The organism is Bradyrhizobium sp. SZCCHNR2028 (assembly GCF_032380995.1).
In the GTDB taxonomy this organism is placed as follows: Bacteria; Pseudomonadota; Alphaproteobacteria; order Rhizobiales; family Xanthobacteraceae; genus Bradyrhizobium.
This window is the reverse complement of record NZ_JAUHJF010000018.1, coordinates 86,949-108,152: the sequence shown is the minus strand read 5'-3', so window position 1 is coordinate 108,152 and position 21,204 is coordinate 86,949. Positions and strand designations below refer to the sequence as shown.

Below are 21,204 nucleotides of genomic sequence, written 5' to 3'. Positions count from 1 at the left end.
AATCCGCCGAACATCCTACCCCAGCGGCGCCTCCGCGATGTCGAGCAGGGCACCGAGGCCATGGCGCAGGCCGCGCATCGGCTGCTGCTCCGAGGACAGGCCGAGTGCCAGCAGCGAGCGGCCGGTCACCGCGTAGACATGGCCGAAGGGCAGCGACTGCGGCTGTGCATCCGGCTGGTTGGTGTCGAGCAGCGCCAGCCAATTATGGCCTTCGGGCACGGACGGAAGCGTGAAGTTCACGACGTCGAAATGCGCGTTGTAGACCAGCAGGAGCGTCGCATCCGAGCCACGCCGCTTGACGCCGGTCTCCTGGGCGCGGCCGTCGAGCAGCATGCCGAAACAACGCGCGTGATCGTCAGTCCACTGCTCCGTCGTCATCTCCTCGCCCGACGGGTCGAGCCAGGTCACGTCGTTGACGCCGAGGTCCTCATTGTGCGAGCCGATCAGGAAGCGGCTGCGATAGAGGATCGGAAACGCCTTGCGCATGGCGATCAGCTTGCGCGTGAATTCGCGCAACGCCCGCCCCTGCGGCGTGATGCCCATCCAGTCGAGCCAGGTCGTCTCATTGTCCTGCGCATAGGCGTTGTTGGTGCCGTTCTGGGTATGGCCGAACTCGTCGCCGGCGAGCAGCATCGGCGTGCCATGCGACAGCAGCATCGTGGCCAGCAGATTGCGCTTCTGGCGCTCGCGCAACGCCGTGATCTCGGGGTCGTCGGTCGGTCCCTCGACGCCGCAATTCCAGGAGTGGTTGTTGCTGTGGCCGTCGCGATTATCCTCGCCATTGGCCTCGTTGTGCTTGTCGTTGTAGGAGACGAGGTCGTTGAGGTTGAAGCCGTCATGCGCGGTGATGAAGTTCACGCTCGCCCAGGGGCGGCGGCCGCGCTTGTTGAACAGATCGCCCGAGCCGGAGATGCGCTTGGCGAAATCGGCGAGCGTGCCGCCATCGCCCTTCCAGAACGCACGCGCGGTGTCGCGGAACTTGTCGTTCCATTCCGCCCAGCCCGGTGGAAACTGGCCGACCTGATAGCCGCCCGGACCGATGTCCCAGGGCTCGGCGATCAGCTTGACGCTCGACAGCACAGGGTCCTGACGACAGGCATCCAGGAAGCTGCCGCCCTCGTCGAAGCCATAGGGCTCGCGCGCCAGGATGGTGGCGAGATCGAAGCGGAAGCCGTCGACCCGCATCTCGGTCGCCCAATAGCGCAAGGAGTCCGCGACGAGCTGCAGCACGCGCTGGTGCGACAGGTTCACCGTATTGCCGGTGCCGGTGTCGTTGATGTAGTAGCGTTTCTGGTCCGGCATCAGCCGGTAGTAGCTGGCATTGTCGATGCCCTTGAACGACAAGGTCGGCCCGAGCTCGTTGCCTTCGGCGGTGTGGTTGTAGACCACGTCGAGGATGACCTCGATGCCGTTGGCGTGGAACTGGTTGACCATGGTCTTGAATTCGGTTGCGAACGGCGTCTTCAGATAGCGCGGCTCCGGTGCGAAGAAGCCGATCGAATTGTAGCCCCAGTAGTTGCGCAGCCCCTTCTCGACCAGATAGCTGTCGTCGATGAAGGCGTGGATCGGCAACAGCTCGGCCGAGGTGATGCCCAGGGAGCGCAGATAGGCCGGAATGTCCTGATGCGCGAGACCGGCGAAGGTGCCGCGGTCGGCCTCGGGCACCAGCGGATGCAGCCTGGTGAAGCCCTTGACATGCACCTCGTAGAAGATCGTCCGCTCCCACGGAATTTCCGGCTTGCGCGAGGTGCCCCAAGTGAAGGCGGGATCGATGACCCGGCACTTCAGCATCAAGGGCGCACTGTCGCGGTCGTCGAACGACAGGTCCTTGTCGGCATGATCGAGCCGATAGCCGAACAGCTCAGGCCCCCAGCGCAGGTTGCCGACGAGCTGCTTGGCATAGGGGTCGATCACGAGCTTGTTCGGATTGAACCTGTGACCGGCGTCCGGCTCGTAGGGTCCATGCACGCGATAGCCATAAACCGTGCCGGGCCGCGCGGCCGGCAGGTAGCCGTGCCAAACCTCGTCGGTGTATTCGGGCAGCTCGATGCGCTCGAGCTCGGTCTCGCCGGTGTCGTCGAACAGGCACAGCTCGACCTTGGTCGCATGGGCGGAAAAGATCGCAAAGTTGACGCCGAGCCCGTCCCAGGTCGCGCCGAGCGGAAACGGACGGCCTTCGCTGATCCTGGTCTTGCGCAGATTGAACGCCGCCTGCGTCAAAGCGTCACCGAGGTCGGTGCGTTGGTCCATCCTTTGCCCCCTTCGTCCGATTCCCCAGATCGATTGCCGGGGGTCTCGATGATCAGCGTCGATTGCTAGGTTGCCGCTGGCGTCTCGTCCGGCACGATCACTTCCGCCTTGGTCTCGGTCACCGTCACCGACGCGATCACAGCTCCTTCCGGCGCTGCCTTCGCGGCTCGCTGCTGCGCGACTTCCTTGGTGATGGCAGCGATGGAGTTGCCGATGCGTTCGACCATCTCGGACAATTCCCCGGGCGACATCTTCAGCCGCTTGGTCACCACGCGGACCTGGGCCTGATCGGTCATGTCGAGCTTGTTGCGGGACGGCTGAATCTTCGGACGGCGCATCGGGAGTCCTCCTGCATGCCAGCTAACCTTGAGTGCGGAATTTGGTTCCCGCGCTCCCTCCCCCTGGGCATCGCCGTGAAGACGTGCGTCACTGCTCTCGCGGCGCCATGCGCCCGAGTGATGTCATCGGTGTTGCCCCCCCCGATCAGGCAGAGGGCGCAGGGAATGCCGGGAGCTGGCCGATCGGGATAGGGGGGAGTCTCGCGACTCCACCCCTCCCACACCACCGTACATACGGATCACGTATACGGCGGTTCGGCGGATTAAGCGGCTTTGCGGGCTGCGAGGAAAGGCAGGCCGAGTGAGGCGAACAAGGACCTTGGCAGAGCGTTGGCCAGTGCGGCGCTGTTGGCGAGCCGCCAGGGACCACGTGGGTTGCCGGCGGTTTTAAGCGCCGTCTCCCGGTCGACGCCGCGGCGTCGCAGCTCGTCGAAGCGAGTAGGACCGCACTTCCATTGGGTCCAGACGACGGCGCGCAACCGCCGCCTGATCCACTCATCGAGCTTGCGCAACACCGACGGCGTCTCGCAGAACCCGAAGTAGCCGCGCCATCCCTTCAGATACAGCGCCAGCTTCTCGATGATCTGCTCCAGGCTTCGGCCAGACTGTCGCCCCGTCAGCTCCCGAACTCTCGCCTTGCAACGGGCAATGGCCTCAGGCGCGATGCGCCGGCGCGGCTTCTTCCCCTGCGTAAAGCTGAAGCCCAGGAACTTGCGGTGGCTCGGTCTGGCGACCGCGCTCTTGGCCCTGTTCACCTTGAGCTCGAGGCGCCGTTCCAGGAATCTCTCGATGCTCGCCATCACCCGCTCGCCCGCCTTCCGACTGCGCACATAGATGTTGCAGTCGTCGGCATAGCGCACGAAGCGATGACCTCGCCTCTCCAGCTCCTTGTCCAGCACGTCCAGCATCAGGTTCGACAGCAGCGGCGAGAGCGGCCCGCCTTGCGGCGTTCCTTCCTCCGTCGGGCTGACCAGCCCTCCCTCCAGCACGCCCGCAGTCAGGAAGCCGCGGATCAGCTTCAGGAGTCGCTTGTCGGCAACCCGCTTGGCGACCAGCCCCATCAGGATGTCGTGATTGACCCGGTCGAAGAACTTCTCCAGATCGATATCCACCACGACCGCGTGCCGGGACGCAATGTAGGTCTGCGCCTTCGCCACCGCCTGATGCGCCGAGCGGCCCGGCCGGAAGCCGAAGCTCGTCTCGGAGAACGTCCGATCCCATTCGCTTTGCAGCACCTGCAGAACCGCCTGCTGGATGAAGCGGTCGAGCACCGTCGGGATGCCGAGCAGCCTGACGCCGCCCGATGCCTTCGGAATCTCGACACGCCGCACCGGCTGCGGCTTGTAGGTGCCGTCGAGCAGTTGGGCGCGGATCGCGAGCCAGTTCACCTTCAGGTAGGCCGGCAGATCATCCACGGTCATCCCGTCGACCCCCGCCGCGCCCTTGTTGCGCTTCACTCGGTCCAATGCCTTCTTCAGGTTCTCACGTGCGACGATCCTTTCCATCGACGGTCCCGCGACCGCCGTCTGATCGAGACAGGCTTTCGCCGCGCGAGCTTCGGCCGCCCCGGCGCCGGCCCGCGGGGCTTCACCCCTCGGTCCGGGGCGAGGGTTCAGATTGCTCTGAGCTTCCTGCCGCATTGGGTCGTGCGAGATCACCGCTCCACCAGAACTTCCATCGTTCGGGCCTTCGGCGGTACGCTGCCGCCTACTATGCCCTCTGCTGACTTCTGCGTCGCGTTCAGATCGCCTTGCAACGACCTCAGTCCCGTTGCCGGGACACGACGCAGATCTCCCGAGGTAAGACCGACCGCCTTCACCGCATGCCCGTCGGATCTACCACCCCGCCCCTTGATGACCGTGGACTTCGCGATTGGTGGCTCGCTCGTCCGGCCGGGTAGGCCTCACATCCGATGTTTGTTCATCGGGCCGCGGCTTTGCTCCACGCTGTCTTCAGACCCCACCTCGCGATGACGCCCTTGCGCTTCGCTAATCCTTCGCCGCCATCAGGCTGGATAGAGGACTTCCACCTCCAAGCTGTCGTTCATACTCGGCACACCACCCATGGCCCGCCTGCAGAAAAAAAGCAGGCGGCAGTCACCACAGGTTCAGCCGAGACATCCCGGCATTCCCCGCGCGATGGTTTTCACGCTTACTTCGCGATCTCCTCGGTGTACCGGCTTGTTAGTCACCGTCGCCCTCGGGATCATCGCCCGAAGACTTGGCGCCAGCATCGGGGCGCCAGGACCACGCGACTTCGCGTCCGCAAGCTGCCGTTCGTCCGCGCGAGTCGCCCCACGCTGCGGCATCCTACAGCCACCGCATCCCGCGCCCAACGTTCCGTGACGATCGCGAAGCGCCCCTCTCGAGGAGCACGGGATGGAGACAATCAAGCACGATTTCCGAAAAATGGCAACAGATTTATTTTTCTCAGAAATACAGACTGGTTCCGATCAGCCCGAGCAAGCATCGGCGGCGCGTGCCCGCTCCGTTGACGATTGGGGTCTTGTCAGTTCGCAATCGGCGCCTACCGGGGCGGCCGACGGCGGCTTGGCTCAGACGGGCGTTGTGCATAGGGGTTCGGCAAGCACATGGCCGACATGCCCGCAGCCCCCGCTCTACACGCCTCCCACGACCTGTACTGGCACGAGATTGTGCTGGAACCGCCCCACTCCCATGTCTGGAGGCACACCGGGTCAATGCCATCGAACCGTTGAGCTGCGGCCGGAGCGGTTGCAAGCACTGTGATCGAAGTCATGAGGAGAAGCGCGCGCATCATCACACATCATGGCACGAGGCTGATCAATCCGAAAGGGTCTGCCGGCGCGGCGATCTCGAACTCGGGCAAAGCCCTTTGCCGCAGACGACGCTGCCGTAGGCTGGGCAAAGCGACGCCAAAGGCGGCGCGTGCCCACCATCGGCGGCGCTGGGTGCGGGCGGTGGGCACGGCGCGCGCGAAAGCTCGCCCGACAAGGCCTCACCCCGGCGCGCCTTTGCCCACCCTACGGTCCCTCGTCAATCATGACCGGCCCGGTGACCTTCTTCCGAATGGCCTCGACCGCAATCCTGTCCCGCCCTACCCGAACAGATGCGCCAGCCAGAATGCCGCGCCGGCGGCGAGGCCGCCGACCAGCGCAGTCTGCAGCGCCGACTTGATCTTGTTGACGCCGGTGAAGTGGCCCTTGATGGCGCCGAAGATCAAGAGCGCGATGCCGGTTGCGACCACGGAGATCCGGAGTGCGGACGAGATGTCAGGCGCCAGCATGTAGGGGATCAGCGGGATCAGGCCGCCGATCACGTAGGAGCCGCCGATGGTCACGGCGCTGACCGGCGCGCGCTTCGGATCCGGGCGTTCGAGACCGAGCTCGAAGCGCATCATGAAGTCGACCCAGCGCTTGCGATCGGACGCGATGGCGTCGACCACGGTGGTCAAGGCCTGGCCTTCGAGACCATAGCCGCGGAAGATCGCCGCAACCTCCTCGACCTCGCGGCCGCGAAGGTGCTCGATCTCGTCGTGCTCCCGCTTCTCCTCGGCGGCATAATGCTCGGCGTCGGAGCGGGCGGCGAGATAGCCGCCGAGCCCCATCGCGATCGCGCCGGCGACGACCTCGGCAAGGCCGGCGGTGACGATCACGTCGGTCTTGGCGACCGCAGCCGAGAGACCGGCGGCGAGCGCGAACGGCACGGTGAGCCCGTCGGCCATGCCGATCACGACGTCGCGGACGACTTCCGACGCGGTGAAGTGCTTTTCGATGTGCGGCGTTGCCGGCATGACGGCCTCCGATGGCGTGATCGACGGAGGCCTCTTAGCAGGCCCGGATGACAGGACCGATCACCGCAGTCCCGGCACCATCCGCCGCAGGGTGCGATCGTGCAGCCAGTAATGATGCAGCAGCGCCGCACCGGCGTGCAGGCCGATCAGGATCATCAGGCCATTGGCCAGCGCCTCGTGCATCTCCTTCAAGTCGTGGGCGAAGCCGCGGTCGCCGACCCAGGGTGAGGCGATCTCGAACAGGCCGAACACCGGCAAGCCGTAGCCGCGGGCAAACTGGGTGACGATGCCGAGGACCGGAATGGCGAACATGATGCCGTAGATCAGCAGATGCGTGATCTCGCCGATGTGAACGGTCCACGCGCCGAATTTGGTCGCTTCAGGCGCCGGCGGCGGATCGGCCAGGCGCCAGGCCAGGCGCGCGAGCGCAAAGCCCAGCATCGCCAGCCCGAGCGAGACGTGCATGAACAGGCCCGTGTCATGAGAGCCGCGTGGCAGGATGTCGCCGAGATGACCCGAGATCCAGGCCGCCGGCACCAGCACGGCGACGATCCAGTGCAGCCCGATCGCGACGGACCCATACGCCTTGGCGGAATTTCGAATACGCATGATCAGCTTCCTTCGACCATTGGGCACCCCCCGCGGTGGCAAGCCGCGCGGGGCGTCATGACCTGAGGTAATAGCTGACCGGGGGCGTCGCGCCGCTGACGCGGGATGTCAGCCTACTGTCAGAATGGACGGCGCCGGGGTCGCCTGGGACATCGCGGGCTGCGGCCAGCGGAGCGCCGAGACGATGGCCGGCGCGATCGTGATCCTGGCGCCGCCCAGCTCGGAACGGCCGATCTGCAGCCGCCAGCCATAGGCTTCGAGCACGTCCTGCACGATCGCGAGCCCCAGCCCGCTGCCCGGCCCCTGCTCGTCGAGGCGGCCGCCGCGCTCAAGCACGCGGCCGATCTTCGCGTCCGGAATGCCCGGACCGTCATCCTCGACGATGACGATCAGAGGGGTCGCACTGGCGACGATGCGAACCGTGCTCGCCGCATGACGCGCGGCGTTCTCCAGCAGATTGCCGAGCACCTCGGCGAGATCCGTCCGATCCATGGCGACGCTCAGGCCCGGGGGCACCTCGCCATCGAAGCTGACATGGGCGGCCGCCGGCGTGCGGCCGAGCGTCCCAAGCAGCGCATTCACCAAAGGCGCGAGCTCGGTCGCGGCCTCCGGCCCGCCGCGGGCCTTGCCGCGCAGCCGCGCCAGCGCCAGCTCGCGATCAACCTGCCGGCTCATCGCCTCGGCGACATCCTCGATGTTGCGCGCCAGCTCGAGCTGGCCGAGCTCCCTCAAGCGCGCGGCGTCGGCCGTGAGAGCGGCGAGCGGCGTCTTGAAGCCGTGAGCGAGATCGGCCGCACGGCTGCGCGAGCGCATGATCTCGCGCTGCTGCGCATCGAGCAACGCGTTGACCTCCTCGACCAGCGGCGCCACCTCGGTCGGCACGTCCACGGGGAGATGCTGGCGCCGACCGCTGCGGATCTCGGCGACGCCACGGCGCAGCACGCCGAGCGGACGCAGGCCGAGAGTGACCTGAACCGACGTGCCGACGGCGAGGATGACGGCCAGCACGGCGAGCGCGATCGACAGATCCTTGGCGAAGGTCAGCACCGCGCTGGTGGCACCGTCGAGGCCGTAGGCCACGGCCGCGCGCACGCGGATCTGGCTTTCCGGATTCATCAGGATGCCGCGCTCGGCCACCAGCACGTGTTCGCCATCCGGCCCGGCGAGCTCATGCTGATGCACGTCGCTCGGTCCAGGCTCGTCGATCGGCAGCGGCAGGATGGTGTCCCACAGCGAGCGCGAGCGCAGCAACTGGCCATGATCGTCCGAGATCTGCCAGTACAGCCCCGACAGCGGCACCACGAAGCGCGGATCGGCCGGCGGCCGCGCGACCACGATGCGCCCTTCCGCATCGACCTCGAGGCCGTTCAGCAATTGGCGCAGGTGAATGTCGAGATCGGAGGCGAGCGTCCGCGCGACGTGGCGCTTGAACAGCACGACCATGCCGAAGCCGGCGACGCCGAGCGCGACCAGCAGCGCGATGGTGCCCGCCGCCACCAGCCGCAGCCGCAGCGAGCCGAGCCTCATTCCGCCGTCTCCGGGATCATGTAGCCAAAGCCGCGGCGGGTCTCGATGATGTCGGCGCCGAGCTTCTTGCGGACGCGCCGGATCAGCACCTCGAGCGCGTTGGAGTCGTGCTCGTGGCCGAGGCCGTAGACGTTCTCCTCCAGCTCATGCTGCGGCACGACGCGGCCGCTCTGCCGCAGCAGATAGGCGATCAGCCGGTATTCGAGCTGCGACAGCGTCACCGGCACGCCGGACAGGCTGACCTTCATCTGGCGCTCGTCGAGCGTCAGGTCGCCGGACGAGAGCACCGGCGCCGCACGGCCGGCGGACCGCCGCACGATCGCGCGCAATCGCGCCAGCAGCTCCTCGTTGCGAAACGGCTTCGGCAGATAGTCGTCGGCGCCGGCATCGATGCCGTCGACCCGCTCCGCCCAGCTCGCGCGCGCCGTCAGGATCAGCACCGGCATGTGTCGCCCCGCGCCGCGCCAGCGCTTCAGCACCGACAGGCCGTCCATGCCGGGGAGGCCAAGATCGAGGATCACGGCGCCATAATCCTCGGTGTCGCCGAGAAACCAGGCCTGCTCGCCGTTGTCGGACGTTTCGACCAGATAGCCCGCCGCCTGCAGCGTCCGCACCAGGTCGGACGCCAGCCGCGGATCATCCTCGACCAGCAGCACACGCATCTACTTTTCCTCGATCCGTTCGATCTCGCCGCTGCGCGCATCGACATAGACCTCACGCACGCGGCCATCGCGGCCGATCACCCGAAACTCATAGCGCCAGCGGCCACGCAGGCGCTCGACATCGATCCCCATCACGTCGCCGGCGACCCGGCCACGCAATCTCGGCAGGATCTGCGACAGCGGCAAGACGTCGCCCGCCTCCACGGCATGACGCATGGCATCACGGCGCTCACGATCATCCTCGCGCGCCACCGTCGCCGCGGACGCAGCCGTCGAGATCAGCATCGCAGATGCCGTGATGCGCATGAACCGTCCAATTTGAGGCAAATGCATGATCCTTCCGGGGCCTGACGCCGTCATCTTCAGAGATCGTCGTCATTCGTTGCGCTCTCGCCACTGGTTCGAATTGCGGGGCACGAATTGCGGAGCATTCGCAAATGCTACCGAGGTGGTGCGGATGATAGTTTGAACTTCCGATGTCGGAATTGCGCATCAGACAGATGCGGGGGTGGAAACTCGCACAGGATCGGCATCCTGCCCGAGGCAAGCTGACTCCCCGCTGACACGACCCGACGGGATGCCGTCAGTCTCGTTGCAACATGATCGCTTCAGGACGGAGCGAGCCGGGGGCGGTGAGTTCGGAGACGAGCATGCGTAAGACGATGACATTGGCAGCCGTGCTGGCGGGGCTGGGCGGCATCTTGGCCATGTCACAAGCCAGCCGGGAGACGGCGCCCACGCTGGTGCCGGTGGCCCGTGCCGTGGACGGCGGTCTTGAAGCTGATCTTGGGGCCGGTCTTGGAGCTGGTCTTGGGGCCTACCCGCATCTTGCGGCGCTGCATGCGCGGGCCGAAAGCCCGCCGCTGAGCTACGAGCCGGCCCGCCGCGAGCGCGAAGGCGACGACGACGATCAGGACGAGCCGCGGCGGTGAGGCGAACCGGCCCCTGGCGAAGCACCGACCGGAGCTAGGCCGGCAGTCCCGCTTCGTACCAGCGACGCGTCGCCCTGACGATGCGCACGGCCGAGAGCATCACGGGGACTTCGACGAGAACCCCGACGACCGTCGCGAGCGCGGCCCCCGAGTCGAGCCCGAACAGGCTGATCGCGGCGGCAACCGCCAGCTCGAAGAAATTGCTGGCGCCGATCAAGGCGGCCGGAGCCGCGACGCACCAGGCCACGCCGAGCCGGCGGCTCAGCCAATAGGCGATGCCCGCGTTCAGATAGACCTGGATCAGGATCGGCACGGCAAGGATCGCGATGACGACCGGCTGCTTCAGGATCTGCTCGCCCTGGAAGCCGAACAGCAGCACGAGCGTACCGAGCAGCGCCGCGAGGGAGACCGGTTGCAGCACCCGCAAGGTGCGCTCCAATGCCCCGCCCTTCGTCCGCAACAAAGAGCGACGCCAGAGTTGCGAGATGATGACGGGCACAACGATGTAGAGCAGCACCGACAGCAGCAGGGTGGTCCATGGCACCGAGATCGAGGCGACGCCGAGCAGCAGGCCCACCAGCGGCGCGAACAGGAACACCATGATGACGTCGTTGAGCGCGACCTGGCTCAGCGTGTAGTGCGGCTCGCCCTCGCACAGATTCGACCAGACGAACACCATCGCCGTGCACGGCGCCGCGGCCAGCAGGATCAGACCCGCCACGTAGGACGACAACTGGCTTGCGGGGAGCATCGGCGCGAACACATGGCCGATGAAGACGCTGCCGAGCAGAGCCATCGAAAACGGCTTGATGGCCCAGTTCACGACCAGGGTGACACCGATGCCGCGCCAATGCTCCTTCACGTTGCCGAGTGCGGCGAAATCGATCTTCAGCAGCATCGGAATGATCATTAGCCAGATCAGGGCCGCGACCGGCAGATTGACCCGTGCCACCTCCGCCGACGCGACAGCCGCGAACAGCCCCGGCATGAGATGGCCGAGACCGATGCCTGCGACGATGCAGAGCAGGACCCAGACCGTCAGATAGCGCTCGAAGATCGTCATCGGATCAGGCCACGTCGGAGCGGAACGACGTTGCGCCCTCGCCCGTCCCGATCTCGCGCAGCCGCGTGCCCAGCGACATCGAATCGATGCGACCGAGCGGCAGATTGACGAAGGCGTCGATCCGGTTCTTCAGATAGCGGAAGGCGGTCGTGAACGCCGCGAGCTTCTCCAGCTCCGTGCCTGCGGCCGCCGCCGGATCCTCGATGCCCCAATGCGCGGTCATCGGTTGCCCCGGCCAGATCGGACACGCCTCGCCGGCGGCGTTGTCGCAGACGGTGAAGACGAAATCCATCGCCGGCGCGCCGGCGATGGCGAACTCGCTCCAGCTCTTCGAGCGCAGATCGTCGGTCGGATAGTCCATGCGCCTGAGCAGCTCGAGCGCCAACGGATGCACCGCGCCCTTGGGCGTGCTGCCGGCCGAGAAGGCGCGGAAGCGGCCGGCGCCGTCCTTACGCAGGATCGACTCCGCCAGCACCGAGCGCGCCGAATTTCCGGTGCAGAGGAACAGCACATTGTAGACGCGGTCAGACACGATTCTTCTCCTTGCGCTTGGGCGGACAGCAGGGGGTGAGGCTTGCGACGACGGGCGCGCAGACCTCCGGTCGGCCGCCGCAACAGTCCTGCAGCAGAAACAGCGCGACCCTCTGAAATTGCGCGAGGTCGATGCGGTAGACGATCGATCGGCTGTGCCTGATCGAGCTGACGAGGCCGGCGCGCGCCAGCACGGACAGATGCGCCGACAGCGTGTTCTGCGGCACCTCCAGCAGACGTGCGAGCTCGCCGGCCGGCAGACCGTCGGGCTCGTGCTGCACCAGGGTGCGAAAGGCCTGCAGGCGCGTCGGTTGCGCCAGCGCCGCCAAGGCCAGAACGGCTTGTTCGTTTTCCATATATCCAGAATTATCGATATATAGAGTCGGCGTCAAGGCCGACGAGCTCGAATGGTCGTTGTCGACGAACGGAGACGACGCGCCCGAAGGCTCATCGCAAGCGCAGGCGGGTGCCGTCGACGATGAGCTCGCCGTCCCGTTCCATGCGTGCCAGGGCGCGATAGAGCGCCTCATGGGTGACGCCGAGCTCGGCGGCCCAGTCCTTCTTCGACCGGCCGAGCTCGACCTCGCCGCCCTCCCCTTCGGTCTCGATGAAATGCACGATCCGCCCGCGGGCGGTCTTCAGGCTGAGCCGCTCCGACTGCGCCCGGACCTTGCGCAACTCGCGGGCGAGATGATCGCACCATCGGTCCCCGATCTCGGGACGACGCAACGCTTCGGCGAAGGCCTTGCGGTCGATCGCGAGCAGCGCTGAATCCTGCGCCGCGACGGCGTCGCAATGATACGACGCCTGATCGAGGCTGGCCTCGGCGAGAAAGCCCCGCCGCGCACGCTGCAGGATGATGTCGTCGCCGGCGCGCGAGCGGCGCAGCAATCGCACCTCGCCGGTCAGCACGAAAAACATCGCACGCGGCCGATCGCCCCGGCAGAACACCGTGCCCTGGTGCGGCACCTGGATGCGCCGGGTCTGCAACCGCGCGGCCGCCGGCAGAGCGGCAAGCAACGGCGACAGCCGTGCAAGGGCGCGCCAGTCGAGCGGCGGGCGCGTGCCCTCGGGCGGGAGATGGATGATCCTCGGCATATGATCAGGATCATATGTGCCGCCGGCTGCGCGGTCTAGGGAAGACGTCACCGCGTTCGCTCAAATGGAGGTCCTCATGCGCCTGCGTCTTGCCGCCATTGTGCTGGCCTTCGTTGCGTCCGCCGGCATCGCCACGGCGCAGCACCACGGCCATCACGACCACGGCGGCCACGGGGCGCTTCCGCCAGACCCGCGCGAGCGGGTGGCGTTTCCGCCCAATCTCGCCGAGCACACCCTCGCCAACATGCGCGACCATTTGCTGGCGCTGCAGCAGATCAACGACGAGCTGGCGGCGGGCGAGCCGGACAAGGCCGGCCAGATCGCTGAGCAACGCCTGGGGATGAGCTCGCTGCGGCTGCACGGTGCCGCTGAGGTCGCCGGGTTCATGCCGCAGGGCATGCAGGAGGCCGGAACGACGATGCACAAGGCGGCGAGCCGCTTCGCCATCGAAGCGCAGAACGCGGGCGTGACCGGCGAGCTCAAGCCGGCGCTGAAGGCGCTCGGCGAGACGATGGCCGCCTGCGTCGGCTGCCATGCCGGCTACCGGCTGAGATAGCGCGCCGGACAACCGACCACGCGCGGCGCGCGCTCATGGATATTTCTAATATTCTAGAAATATCGTTTGACTCCGGCGGGCCCATGCCGCATCCTCCACACCATGAAGCTCGATGACGCCGCTGCCCGCCTGGAAGCCCTTGGCAACACCACGCGCCTGAAGATCTACCGCGCGCCGGGCATGCCGGGATGCCGGTCGGCCGGCTGCAGGAGCGGCTGAAGGTCCCGGCGTCCACGCTGTCGCACCACGTCAAGACGCTGGTCGCGGTCGGGCTGATTTCGCAGATGCGCGAGGGCACGACGCTGGTCTGCCATGCCGAATACGACGTGATGCGCTCCCTGCTCGGCTTTCTGGTTTCCGAATGCTGCGTCGAGGAGCGCGACTGCGGCACCGCGAGGCCGGCCGCTTGATGATCTCGCCTTTTAATTCGATACTTCTAGAAGTATAGGAGGAGTACACGACGGACGCCAAGACGGTCGCGATCATCGGCGCCGGCCCGGTCGGGCTGGCGGCAGCGGCACATGCGCTGGCGCGCGGCCTGAAGCCGGTCGTGCTGGAAGCAGGTCCGGAAGCCGCGCATGCGGTGCGGCAATGGCAGCACGTCCAGTTGTTCTCGCCGTGGAAGTACAACATCGATACAGCGGCGGCGCGGCTGCTCGCTGCGACGGGATGGAATTCGCCCGAGCCCGAGGTCTATCCCACCGGGCGCGAGCTGATCGAGACATATCTGGCACCGCTCGCGACACGCACGGAGCTGCGCGACGTCGTCAGGACCTCGCATCGCGTCACCGCGATCAGCCGAGCCGGCTTCGACAAGGCCAAGTCGAAGGGACGCGCCGATGCGCCGTTCGAGATCCGCATCCACAACGGCAAGGGCGAGGCGGCGCTGCAGGCCGACGCCGTCATCGATGCCTCCGGTGCCTGGTTCTCGCCCAATCCTGCAGGCCACGGCGGGCTGCCCGCGCTCGGCGAGGCCGCGCATGCGGCGCGCATCGCCTATGCGATGCCGGACGTCCGAGGCGCGCAGCGCAGCCGCTATGCGGGCAAGGCGGTCGCGGTGCTCGGCGCCGGCCACTCGGCGATCGGCATCTTGATCGATCTGGCCGCGTTGGCCGAGGACGCGCCGGGCACGCAGGCGATCTGGCTGTTGCGCAGCGACGATCCGGCGAAGGCGTTCGGCGGCGGCAGCGCCGACCAGCTCGCCGCGCGCGGCGAGCTCGGCCTGGCCTTTGCCGCGCTGGTGCGTTCGGGCCGCATCCGGCTCGAGACCGGTTTCGGCGTCACGGGGATCACCGATGAGGACGGAAAGTTGCAGATCATCGCGGCCGGTGACCGCAGCGTCGGCGCGGACGAGCTGATCGTCGCCACCGGCTTCCGTCCCGATCTGTCGCTGCTGGCGGAGCTGCGCCTGCGGCTCGATCCGGCGATCGAAGCGCCGGAGGCGCTGGCGCCCCTGATCGATCCGAACGAGCATTCCTGCGGCACGGTACGGCCGCATGGCGCGCGCGAGCTGGCGCAGGCCGACGAGCCCGGACTCTATCTCGCGGGCATGAAGAGCTATGGCCGCGCGCCAAATTTCCTGATGATGACAGGCTATGAGCAGGTCCGTTCGATCACCGCCGACATCGCCGGCGACAAGGCCGCCGCGCAGCGCGTCGAGTTGAAACTGCCGGAGACCGGCGTCTGCACCCGCGGCGGACTGGAGAGCATTGCAGCCCTGTCCGGCTGCTGTGGCGGACCGGCGCCGTCCGGCGTAGACAGTTGCTGTGCCGATGATGCCAAGGCCAAGGAGGCTGGCCGCAGCGGCTGCGGCTGTTCGTGACGTAGAGCCAAGCAGAGGTTTAACGGAATGCAGGCACGACGGCTGGGCGTGGTCATCGCTCTCGGCACCGCCCAGACGCTGGCCTGGGGATCGAGCTACTATCTTCCCGCCATCCTCGCCGACCCGATCGCCAGGGATCTCGGCCTGTCCAACAACTGGTTCTTCGGCGCGTTCTCGGCCTCGCTGATCATCTCCGGCCTGTTGGGTCCGCGCATCGGCCGCCAGATCGACCGCGTCGGCGGCCGTCAGGTGCTGTGCGCCTCCAACATCGTGCTGGCGATCGGGCTGGCGCTGCTCGGCCTGTCGCATTCGCTGTGGGTGATGGCGCTGGCGTGGCTGTGGCTCGGCGTCGGCATGGGGCTCGGCCTCTATGACGCCGCGTTCGGCGCGCTCGGGCGCATCTATGGCAAGGATGCACGCGGCGCGATCACCGGCATCACCCTGATCGCGGGCTTCGCCTCCACCGTCGGCTGGCCGCTGAGCACGCTGGGGCTCGCGACGATCGGCTGGCGCGAGACCTGTTTCGCCTGGGCGATCGCGCACCTCGTGATCGGCCTGCCGCTCAATTTGTCGCTGCCGCGTGCGACCCAGATGGCGCCCGGCGAGATGCCGACCGGCAAGCCGAACATCCCGCTCGACCGCCCGATGGTGCTGATCGCGTTTGCGATGGCCGCGGCCTGGACCGTGACCGCGGCGATGGCGGTGCATCTGCCGCGGCTGATGCAGGCGTTCGGCGCGACGCCGGCGCAGGCGCTGTTCGCAGGCATGATGATCGGGCCGGCGCAGGTCGCCGCGCGGGTGTTCGAGGCCGGCTTCCTCAGCCGCTTCCATCCGCTCGCCTCGGCGCGGCTCGCCTGCATCACCCATCCGATCGCCGCCGTGACGATCGGTCTGTTCGGCGGCGGCGCCGCGGCGGCCTTCGCGCTGCTGCACGGCTCCGGCAACGGCATCCTGACGATCGCTCGCGGCACCCTGCCGCTCGCGATCTTCGGCCCCGTCAACTACGCCTACCGGCTCGGCCTGATCGGGGCGCCGTCACGGATCTGCCAGGCCTTCGCGCCGCTGCTGTTCGGCCTGCTGATCGACGGGCTCGGCCGCGGCGTGCTGATCGTGTCGGCGAGCCTCAGCCTGTCGGCGCTCGCCGCCTTGATGCTGCTCCCGGCCGGGCGCGCCGAGGCGGCGGTGCCGCGCAGCACGACCGACAAGGCGGCCTGAGCCGGTAGCACTTCCTTAACCAGCTTTCTGCGCGCACAGCCCACCTTGCCGCTGCGGACGGGCATCCTGGGGCGCATATACGGAAGGTTGAAGGTTGGATTGAATGATACCCGTGGTCATACGGGGGTGTTCACCACACGATGGCATTGCAGCGCAAACACATGCTTCGTGTCGGGGCGGTGGCCGCCTGCGTCGGGATCTTCCTCGCCGGCGCCGATTTCGCCGTGACCGCGCTGATCGGCAACCAGACCGCGCGGCAGCTCAGCGAGCTCAGCAAGGTGGCGCTGCGCCGTTCCGAGGCCGCGATCGACTCGGCCGGATCGATCCTGAACCGTCTCATCGCGAAAGGACCGATGGATTGCAGCGCCGTCGCGCTACAGGCGCTGCGCCTTCACGTCTATCAAGGCACCATCATCAAGGACATCCGCACCGTCGATCGCGACGGTGCGGTCGAGTGCGCGGCCTATTCCGAAACGCTCGAATTCGACAATGGCTGGGCGCGGCGCGACGAGATGTTCAAGTCCGCCGACGGCGAGCTGCGGCTGTTCCGCGTCGAGCAGTTCACCGGCGCCGCGTTCGGCGTGATGCGCGACATCGACGCGCAACGGTCGCTGGCGGCGATCCTGCGCATCGACGGCAACCTGCTGGACGTGATGCCGGTCGGCCTGCGCGCCGAGAGCAATGTCACCCTGACCCTGCCCGATGGCGAGCAGGTGGCCGGCTATCAACCCGATACATCAGCCAAGACGCCGGCGCAGACCGTCGCCTTCACCACCGTGTCCGACCGCTATCCGCTGCAGGCCACGATCCATGTGCGACCGCAGAGCCTGAGCGCGCGCCGCGACCTCGCTTATCTCCTGACGATGCTCGCCGCCGGCACGCTGGGCGGCATGTTCGGCCTGCTGCTGGCGAGCTATCTCAGCCGGCCAGTGGACCCGGTCGCCGAGCTCGATCGCGCGCTCGCGGCCAACGAGTTCAAGCCCTATGTGCAGCCGACCTTCCGACTGAAGACCGGCGACATCGTCGGCTGCGAGATCCTGGCGCGCTGGGAGAAGCCGGACGGCCGGCTGATCCCGCCGATGAGCTTCATCCCGCTCGCCGAGAGCACCGGCCGCATTGAGAAGCTGACCTGGCAGCTTCTCAAGACCGCCTTGCGCGAGCTGCAGCCGGAGATGAAGCAGGACAAGCTGTTCAAGCTGTCCGTCAACATCACCCCGCGCCATCTGCTCGGCGACCGCTTCATCGACGATCTACGCAAGACGGTCGCATCCTCGTCGGTCTCCCCCCGCCAAGTCGTGCTAGAGGTCACCGAGCGCGAGGAGCTCGCCGATCTCACCAAGGCGACTGATGTCGTGAAGGAGCTCAGCGAGCTCGGCTTCCGCGTCGCGCTCGACGACGTCGGCATCGGCCATAGCGGCCTGTCCTACATCCAGCGGCTCGGCGCGCGCATCCTGAAGATCGACAAGTTCTTCGTCGACGCGATCACCCGCGACCAGTCCGCCGTGGTGGTGGTGCAGATGCTGGTGGCGCTGGCGCGCGAGCTCGACATGTCCGTGGTCGCCGAGGGCATCGAGCATCAGGAGCAGGTCGATGCGCTGGTCGCCTGCGGCGTCGAGGAAGGCCAGGGCTATCTGGTCGCACAGCCGATGTCGCTCGGCCGTTTCAAGCAGTTCCTCGACGTGCGCCGGGCCTCGGCCGTTCCCGGCCAGGCCGGCGAGCCGGAACTGGCCGCGTGACGGCGAGCCCGCGCGCGTCGGGCACACGCCTCACTGCCTGGTCATCTGTCCGCGGATCTCGCCGCCCGGGTTCGCCTGGGTGTGGACGTTGGCGTACCATTTGCCGGCCAGCAGATCGGCCGCCTGCGCATCGGTGATCACGGCGGAGCCCGTGATCGGCGGCTCCGGGCTCTTGAACGGCAGCACGATGCCGGCGTTCTTGCCGGGCTCGCTGGGCCCGTGGAAATGCGCGCCGATCGGCGGGCCGCTGAGGCCGGAGAAGGTAACCTTCCAGCTCAGCGTCTTGGTTGCGGTGTCGAAGCTCGCTTCGGCCGCGCCCGACGCGGCGGACGCGTTCGGCGGCACCTCGTTGGCTGCCTTGAGTTCAGACTTCAGAACGACGGTTTCAGCATGAGCGAGTGGCGCGGCCGCGACGCAGGCGACGGCGAGCAACGCCAAATGAACGAATGTCCGTCCCATGGTTTTCCTCCTAAATCGTTTTGTGCAGTCTCGGTGTTCGAGACCCCACGGGCAAGCCGATATTCCGTGGCACGCGTTAACAGCCCAGGCATGGGCAGCGGCCCAGGCCGCGTTGATTGAACAATCCCGACCCCTGTGCCAAACAGGACGGGAACACAAAGGCCTCGAAAGAAAGCCATGGCGGATCGAATGGTTGCTTCCAAGACGGCGCGCGGCAAGGTGGGGCGGCCTCCGCTCGAACGTGCCGGCGAGGTCGAGGAGCGCATTCTCGACGCGGCAAAGACCGTGTTCCTCGCAAACGGCTTCGAAGGCGCGAGCGTCGACGAGATCGCGCAGACCGCGCGCGCCGGCAAGCCGACCATCTACGCGCGATTTCCCAGCAAGGCCGCGCTGTTCGCGGCCGTCATCGGCCGCCAGGCCGCGCGCAACACGCAGTATGAGAACCTGGCGCCGCAGGGCCGCACCTTCCGCGCCCGGCTGATCAGCCTCGGGCTCACCTTGATCGAGCGCGCCTTCGTCGAGGACACGATCGGCCTGATGCGCACTGCGATTGCGGAAAGTCCGCGCTTTCCCGAGCTGACGCTCGAGATCCAGGACACGGCGCGCAAGCGCGCCACCTGCAATGTGAGCCACGCGATCGGCGAGCTGGCGCGCGCCGAAGGTCTCGCCGGCAAGGGCGCCTTCTCGGCCGACCGCATCGAGGACAGCGCACGGATCTTCCTCGATCTCGTCGTGTTCGCCGTGCTGATCCGCAGTCTGCTCGGCGAGGACATGCGCGCCCTGAAGAAGGAAGCCCAGGCGCATGTCGAGAAGCGCGTCGACTTCTTCCTCGCCGCGACGACGTGATCCTAAATCTTTTTGTCCTTGCGCAGCTCCGGAAAGATCGTCTCGTCCTGCAGGATCACGTCCGCGGTGCGCTGATAGTGCGCCGTGAGCAGCGCAACCGCGCGTTCGGTGTCGGCGTCGAGCACGGCGTTCACGATGTCGGCGTGCTCGTCGCCGACGGGGCGTGACGGAAACGCCTTGCGGATCGACAGCCGGCGGTAGCGATAGAGCTGGTCGGCAAGCTGGCCGCAGAACGCGATCAGCGACTGCGAGCCGCAGTTCGAGATCAGGACCCGATGATAGATCCAGTGCAGCCTCTCCCACTCCGGATTGTCCTCGAACGTCGTCGCGCTGAGCGAGCGCGGCGCGCGGCTGAGCCGATGCTGCGCCAGCACCAGTTGCTCCTCCCAATCAGGCGTCGCCGCCGCCATCGACTCGCGCAGCGCCAGCGCCTCGACCCAGCAGCGCGTCTTGGTCAGCTCGGCGAGCTCGGCGCGGCTGATGTCTTTGACGTAGAAGCCGCGCTGCTCGCGCACCTCGACCAGTCCGTCGGCAGTCAGGCGGTTGAGCGCCTCGCGCAGCGGCGTCTGCCCGGTCTGATAGGTCTCGGTCAAAAACCGCATCTGCAGCTTGCGCGACGGCGCCAGCCGGCCGGACAGCAGGTCCTCGCGCAGCCGGTCATACACATGACTCGCCTGCGTCGACGGGCCCTGCCCCTCGGCCTCCAAAACCGCATCCACGTCCGGTCTCCTCTGAATCAGACGACATATATAGAGCCGGGCCACACAACATAAAATTTATAAATTCTTATTGATTTCGATTTTTTCTGTAATAAAAGGGACGAGCCGGTTTCGCCGGCCATGGACAGAAACGTCGCGCGTCCTCACCCGGGCATCGCGCAGGAGGACACGCTTATGACCCGGTTTCCGGTCGCGGCTCTGCGCAGCGTCGATCTGGGCACGCCCGATCTCGCGCGTTCGGAAGCGTTCTATCGGCAGACCTGGGGGCTGGAGCGCGTCGCAGAGGCCCACGGCGTCGCCTATCTCCGTGCGACCGGCAGCGACCATCACGTCGTGGCGCTGCACCGGAGCGAGCGCACCGAGCTGCAGGCGGTGACATTCCGCCTCGCCGATTCCAGTGAATTCGATGCCATCAGCCGCAACGCCATCCATGAAGGCGCGACGCTGATCGCAGCGCCGGCGCCCAACCCCGGCCCCGACGGCGGCGTGATCATGAGCCTGCGCGGCCCCGAAGGCGGCGTGCTGCGCTTCGTGCATGGCGACATCAGGCACGACGCCAAGCCGCCGCGGCCCGAGCTCCCGGAGCGGCTCGCCCACGTCAACCTCAACAGCACCGATGTCGATCGTTCGGCGGCATTCTACCAGAAGGCGCTCGGCTTCCGCCTGACCGACCGCTCCGCGGCGATGGCCTTCGTTCGCTGCAATTCGGACCACCATGCCGTCGTGATCGCTGCGGCGAAGGTCAACGGGCTCAACCACGTCGCCTTCCTGATGCCGACCTGGGAGGGCGTGATGCGTGGCGCGGGCCGCATGATCGATGCCGGTCATCCGATCGCCTGGGGTGTCGGACGCCACGGCCCCGGCGACAATGTCTTTGCCTACTTCATTGATCCCGTCGGCACGGTCATCGAATACACCGCCGAGGTGCTGCAGGTCGACGACGACTACGTCGTGCGCGGGCCGGAGCATTGGGTCTGGCCGCCCGGCCGCACCGATCAATGGGGCATCGCGCCGCCCAAGGCCGAGCACGTCAAGTCCGCGCAGCTCGCGGTCGGCTACGCCGCCTGACT

At 67.0% G+C, this 21,204-nt stretch carries 22 protein-coding genes and 1 pseudogene; 8 read left to right on the top strand and 15 right to left on the bottom strand.

Annotated features, from left to right (window positions below):
• Positions 1 to 15 precede the first annotated feature (15 nt).
• The 9 genes from glgX to QX121_RS24785 all read right to left on the bottom strand — a co-directional run bounded on the left by glgX (position 16) and on the right by QX121_RS24785 (position 9,463).
• Entirely contained in the window at positions 16 to 2,250 is a 2,235-nt protein-coding gene (glgX, locus tag QX121_RS24825) for a glycogen debranching protein GlgX (protein WP_315813279.1), read from the bottom strand.
• Between the two features lie 65 nt (positions 2,251 to 2,315).
• Positions 2,316 to 2,588, bottom strand: coding sequence for a DUF3606 domain-containing protein (locus QX121_RS24820; protein WP_315738834.1), 273 nt, complete (start codon positions 2,586 to 2,588; stop codon positions 2,316 to 2,318).
• A 263-nt stretch (positions 2,589 to 2,851) separates the two neighbouring features.
• Positions 2,852 to 4,228: a group II intron reverse transcriptase/maturase gene (ltrA, locus tag QX121_RS24815; protein WP_409997696.1), complete on the bottom strand. Its 1,377-nt coding sequence runs from the start codon at positions 4,226 to 4,228 to the stop codon at positions 2,852 to 2,854.
• 886 nt (positions 4,229 to 5,114) lie between these two features.
• The gene (locus tag QX121_RS24810) at positions 5,115 to 5,363 is read right to left on the bottom strand and encodes a DUF3551 domain-containing protein (protein ID WP_409999371.1); all 249 of its coding nucleotides are present in this window, start codon (positions 5,361 to 5,363) and stop codon (positions 5,115 to 5,117) included.
• Positions 5,364 to 5,663: 300 nt separating this feature from the next.
• On the bottom strand, positions 5,664 to 6,359 hold the full coding sequence (locus QX121_RS24805) for a VIT1/CCC1 transporter family protein (RefSeq protein WP_315758349.1): 696 nt from the start codon (positions 6,357 to 6,359) through the stop codon (positions 5,664 to 5,666).
• Positions 6,360 to 6,419: 60 nt separating this feature from the next.
• Entirely contained in the window at positions 6,420 to 6,968 is a 549-nt protein-coding gene (locus QX121_RS24800) for a cytochrome b (protein ID WP_315798865.1), read from the bottom strand.
• Between the two features lie 108 nt (positions 6,969 to 7,076).
• Complete coding sequence (locus QX121_RS24795; RefSeq protein ID WP_315798864.1) at positions 7,077 to 8,495, bottom strand: ATP-binding protein; 1,419 nt, start codon at positions 8,493 to 8,495, stop codon at positions 7,077 to 7,079.
• Positions 8,492 to 9,157 carry a response regulator transcription factor gene (locus QX121_RS24790; protein ID WP_315773329.1) on the bottom strand — a complete coding sequence of 222 codons (666 nt, stop codon included), beginning with the start codon at positions 9,155 to 9,157 and terminating at the stop codon, positions 8,492 to 8,494. Before QX121_RS24790 ends, QX121_RS24795 begins: the two co-directional genes overlap by 4 nt.
• A complete protein-coding gene (locus tag QX121_RS24785; RefSeq protein WP_315738841.1) occupies positions 9,158 to 9,463 on the bottom strand; it encodes a PepSY domain-containing protein in 306 nt (101 codons plus the stop codon).
• A 344-nt stretch (positions 9,464 to 9,807) separates the two neighbouring features.
• Here QX121_RS24785 and QX121_RS24780 point away from each other — a divergent pair, with 344 nt between their 5' ends.
• The gene (locus tag QX121_RS24780; protein WP_315777164.1) at positions 9,808 to 10,089 is read left to right on the top strand and encodes a hypothetical protein; all 282 of its coding nucleotides are present in this window, start codon (positions 9,808 to 9,810) and stop codon (positions 10,087 to 10,089) included.
• A 34-nt stretch (positions 10,090 to 10,123) separates the two neighbouring features.
• On the opposite strand, the gene arsB is transcribed toward QX121_RS24780, so the two are convergent.
• The 4 genes from arsB to QX121_RS24760 form a co-directional block, all read right to left on the bottom strand.
• Positions 10,124 to 11,152 carry an ACR3 family arsenite efflux transporter gene (gene arsB, locus QX121_RS24775; RefSeq protein ID WP_315813278.1) on the bottom strand — a complete coding sequence of 343 codons (1,029 nt, stop codon included), beginning with the start codon at positions 11,150 to 11,152 and terminating at the stop codon, positions 10,124 to 10,126.
• Between the two features lie 4 nt (positions 11,153 to 11,156).
• Positions 11,157 to 11,684 carry an arsenate reductase ArsC gene (locus QX121_RS24770; RefSeq protein WP_315813277.1) on the bottom strand — a complete coding sequence of 176 codons (528 nt, stop codon included), beginning with the start codon at positions 11,682 to 11,684 and terminating at the stop codon, positions 11,157 to 11,159.
• A complete protein-coding gene (locus tag QX121_RS24765) occupies positions 11,677 to 12,039 on the bottom strand; it encodes a metalloregulator ArsR/SmtB family transcription factor (RefSeq protein ID WP_315813276.1) in 363 nt (120 codons plus the stop codon). The genes QX121_RS24770 and QX121_RS24765 overlap by 8 nt, the downstream gene beginning before the upstream one ends.
• Before the next feature lie 91 nt (positions 12,040 to 12,130).
• The gene (locus QX121_RS24760; RefSeq protein WP_315813275.1) at positions 12,131 to 12,781 is read right to left on the bottom strand and encodes a Crp/Fnr family transcriptional regulator; all 651 of its coding nucleotides are present in this window, start codon (positions 12,779 to 12,781) and stop codon (positions 12,131 to 12,133) included.
• 76 nt (positions 12,782 to 12,857) lie between these two features.
• Between QX121_RS24760 and QX121_RS24755 the strand changes: the two genes are divergently transcribed.
• The 5 genes and pseudogenes from QX121_RS24755 to QX121_RS24735 all read left to right on the top strand — a co-directional run bounded on the left by QX121_RS24755 (position 12,858) and on the right by QX121_RS24735 (position 18,110).
• Positions 12,858 to 13,337, top strand: a complete 480-nt coding sequence (locus QX121_RS24755; RefSeq protein ID WP_315813274.1) for a hypothetical protein — start codon at positions 12,858 to 12,860, stop codon at positions 13,335 to 13,337.
• A 102-nt stretch (positions 13,338 to 13,439) separates the two neighbouring features.
• A pseudogene (locus QX121_RS24750) lies at positions 13,440 to 13,747 on the top strand (ArsR/SmtB family transcription factor).
• Positions 13,748 to 13,818: 71 nt separating this feature from the next.
• Entirely contained in the window at positions 13,819 to 15,159 is a 1,341-nt protein-coding gene (locus QX121_RS24745; RefSeq protein WP_315813289.1) for an NAD(P)-binding domain-containing protein, read from the top strand.
• 27 nt (positions 15,160 to 15,186) lie between these two features.
• On the top strand, positions 15,187 to 16,374 hold the full coding sequence (locus QX121_RS24740; RefSeq protein WP_315773336.1) for an MFS transporter: 1,188 nt from the start codon (positions 15,187 to 15,189) through the stop codon (positions 16,372 to 16,374).
• 161 nt (positions 16,375 to 16,535) lie between these two features.
• Entirely contained in the window at positions 16,536 to 18,110 is a 1,575-nt protein-coding gene (locus QX121_RS24735; RefSeq protein WP_315813273.1) for an EAL domain-containing protein, read from the top strand.
• Positions 18,111 to 18,140: 30 nt separating this feature from the next.
• Here QX121_RS24735 and QX121_RS24730 read toward each other — a convergent pair whose 3' ends face one another.
• On the bottom strand, positions 18,141 to 18,569 hold the full coding sequence (locus QX121_RS24730) for a CHRD domain-containing protein (RefSeq protein WP_315738854.1): 429 nt from the start codon (positions 18,567 to 18,569) through the stop codon (positions 18,141 to 18,143).
• A gap of 189 nt (positions 18,570 to 18,758) precedes the next feature.
• Here QX121_RS24730 and QX121_RS24725 point away from each other — a divergent pair, with 189 nt between their 5' ends.
• A complete protein-coding gene (locus QX121_RS24725; RefSeq protein WP_315777158.1) occupies positions 18,759 to 19,415 on the top strand; it encodes a TetR/AcrR family transcriptional regulator in 657 nt (218 codons plus the stop codon).
• Between the two features lie 2 nt (positions 19,416 to 19,417).
• Here QX121_RS24725 and QX121_RS24720 read toward each other — a convergent pair whose 3' ends face one another.
• A complete protein-coding gene (locus QX121_RS24720) occupies positions 19,418 to 20,134 on the bottom strand; it encodes a GntR family transcriptional regulator (protein ID WP_315813272.1) in 717 nt (238 codons plus the stop codon).
• A 174-nt stretch (positions 20,135 to 20,308) separates the two neighbouring features.
• Here QX121_RS24720 and QX121_RS24715 point away from each other — a divergent pair, with 174 nt between their 5' ends.
• Entirely contained in the window at positions 20,309 to 21,202 is an 894-nt protein-coding gene (locus tag QX121_RS24715) for a VOC family protein (protein ID WP_315813271.1), read from the top strand.
• Positions 21,203 to 21,204: the final 2 nt, after the last annotated feature.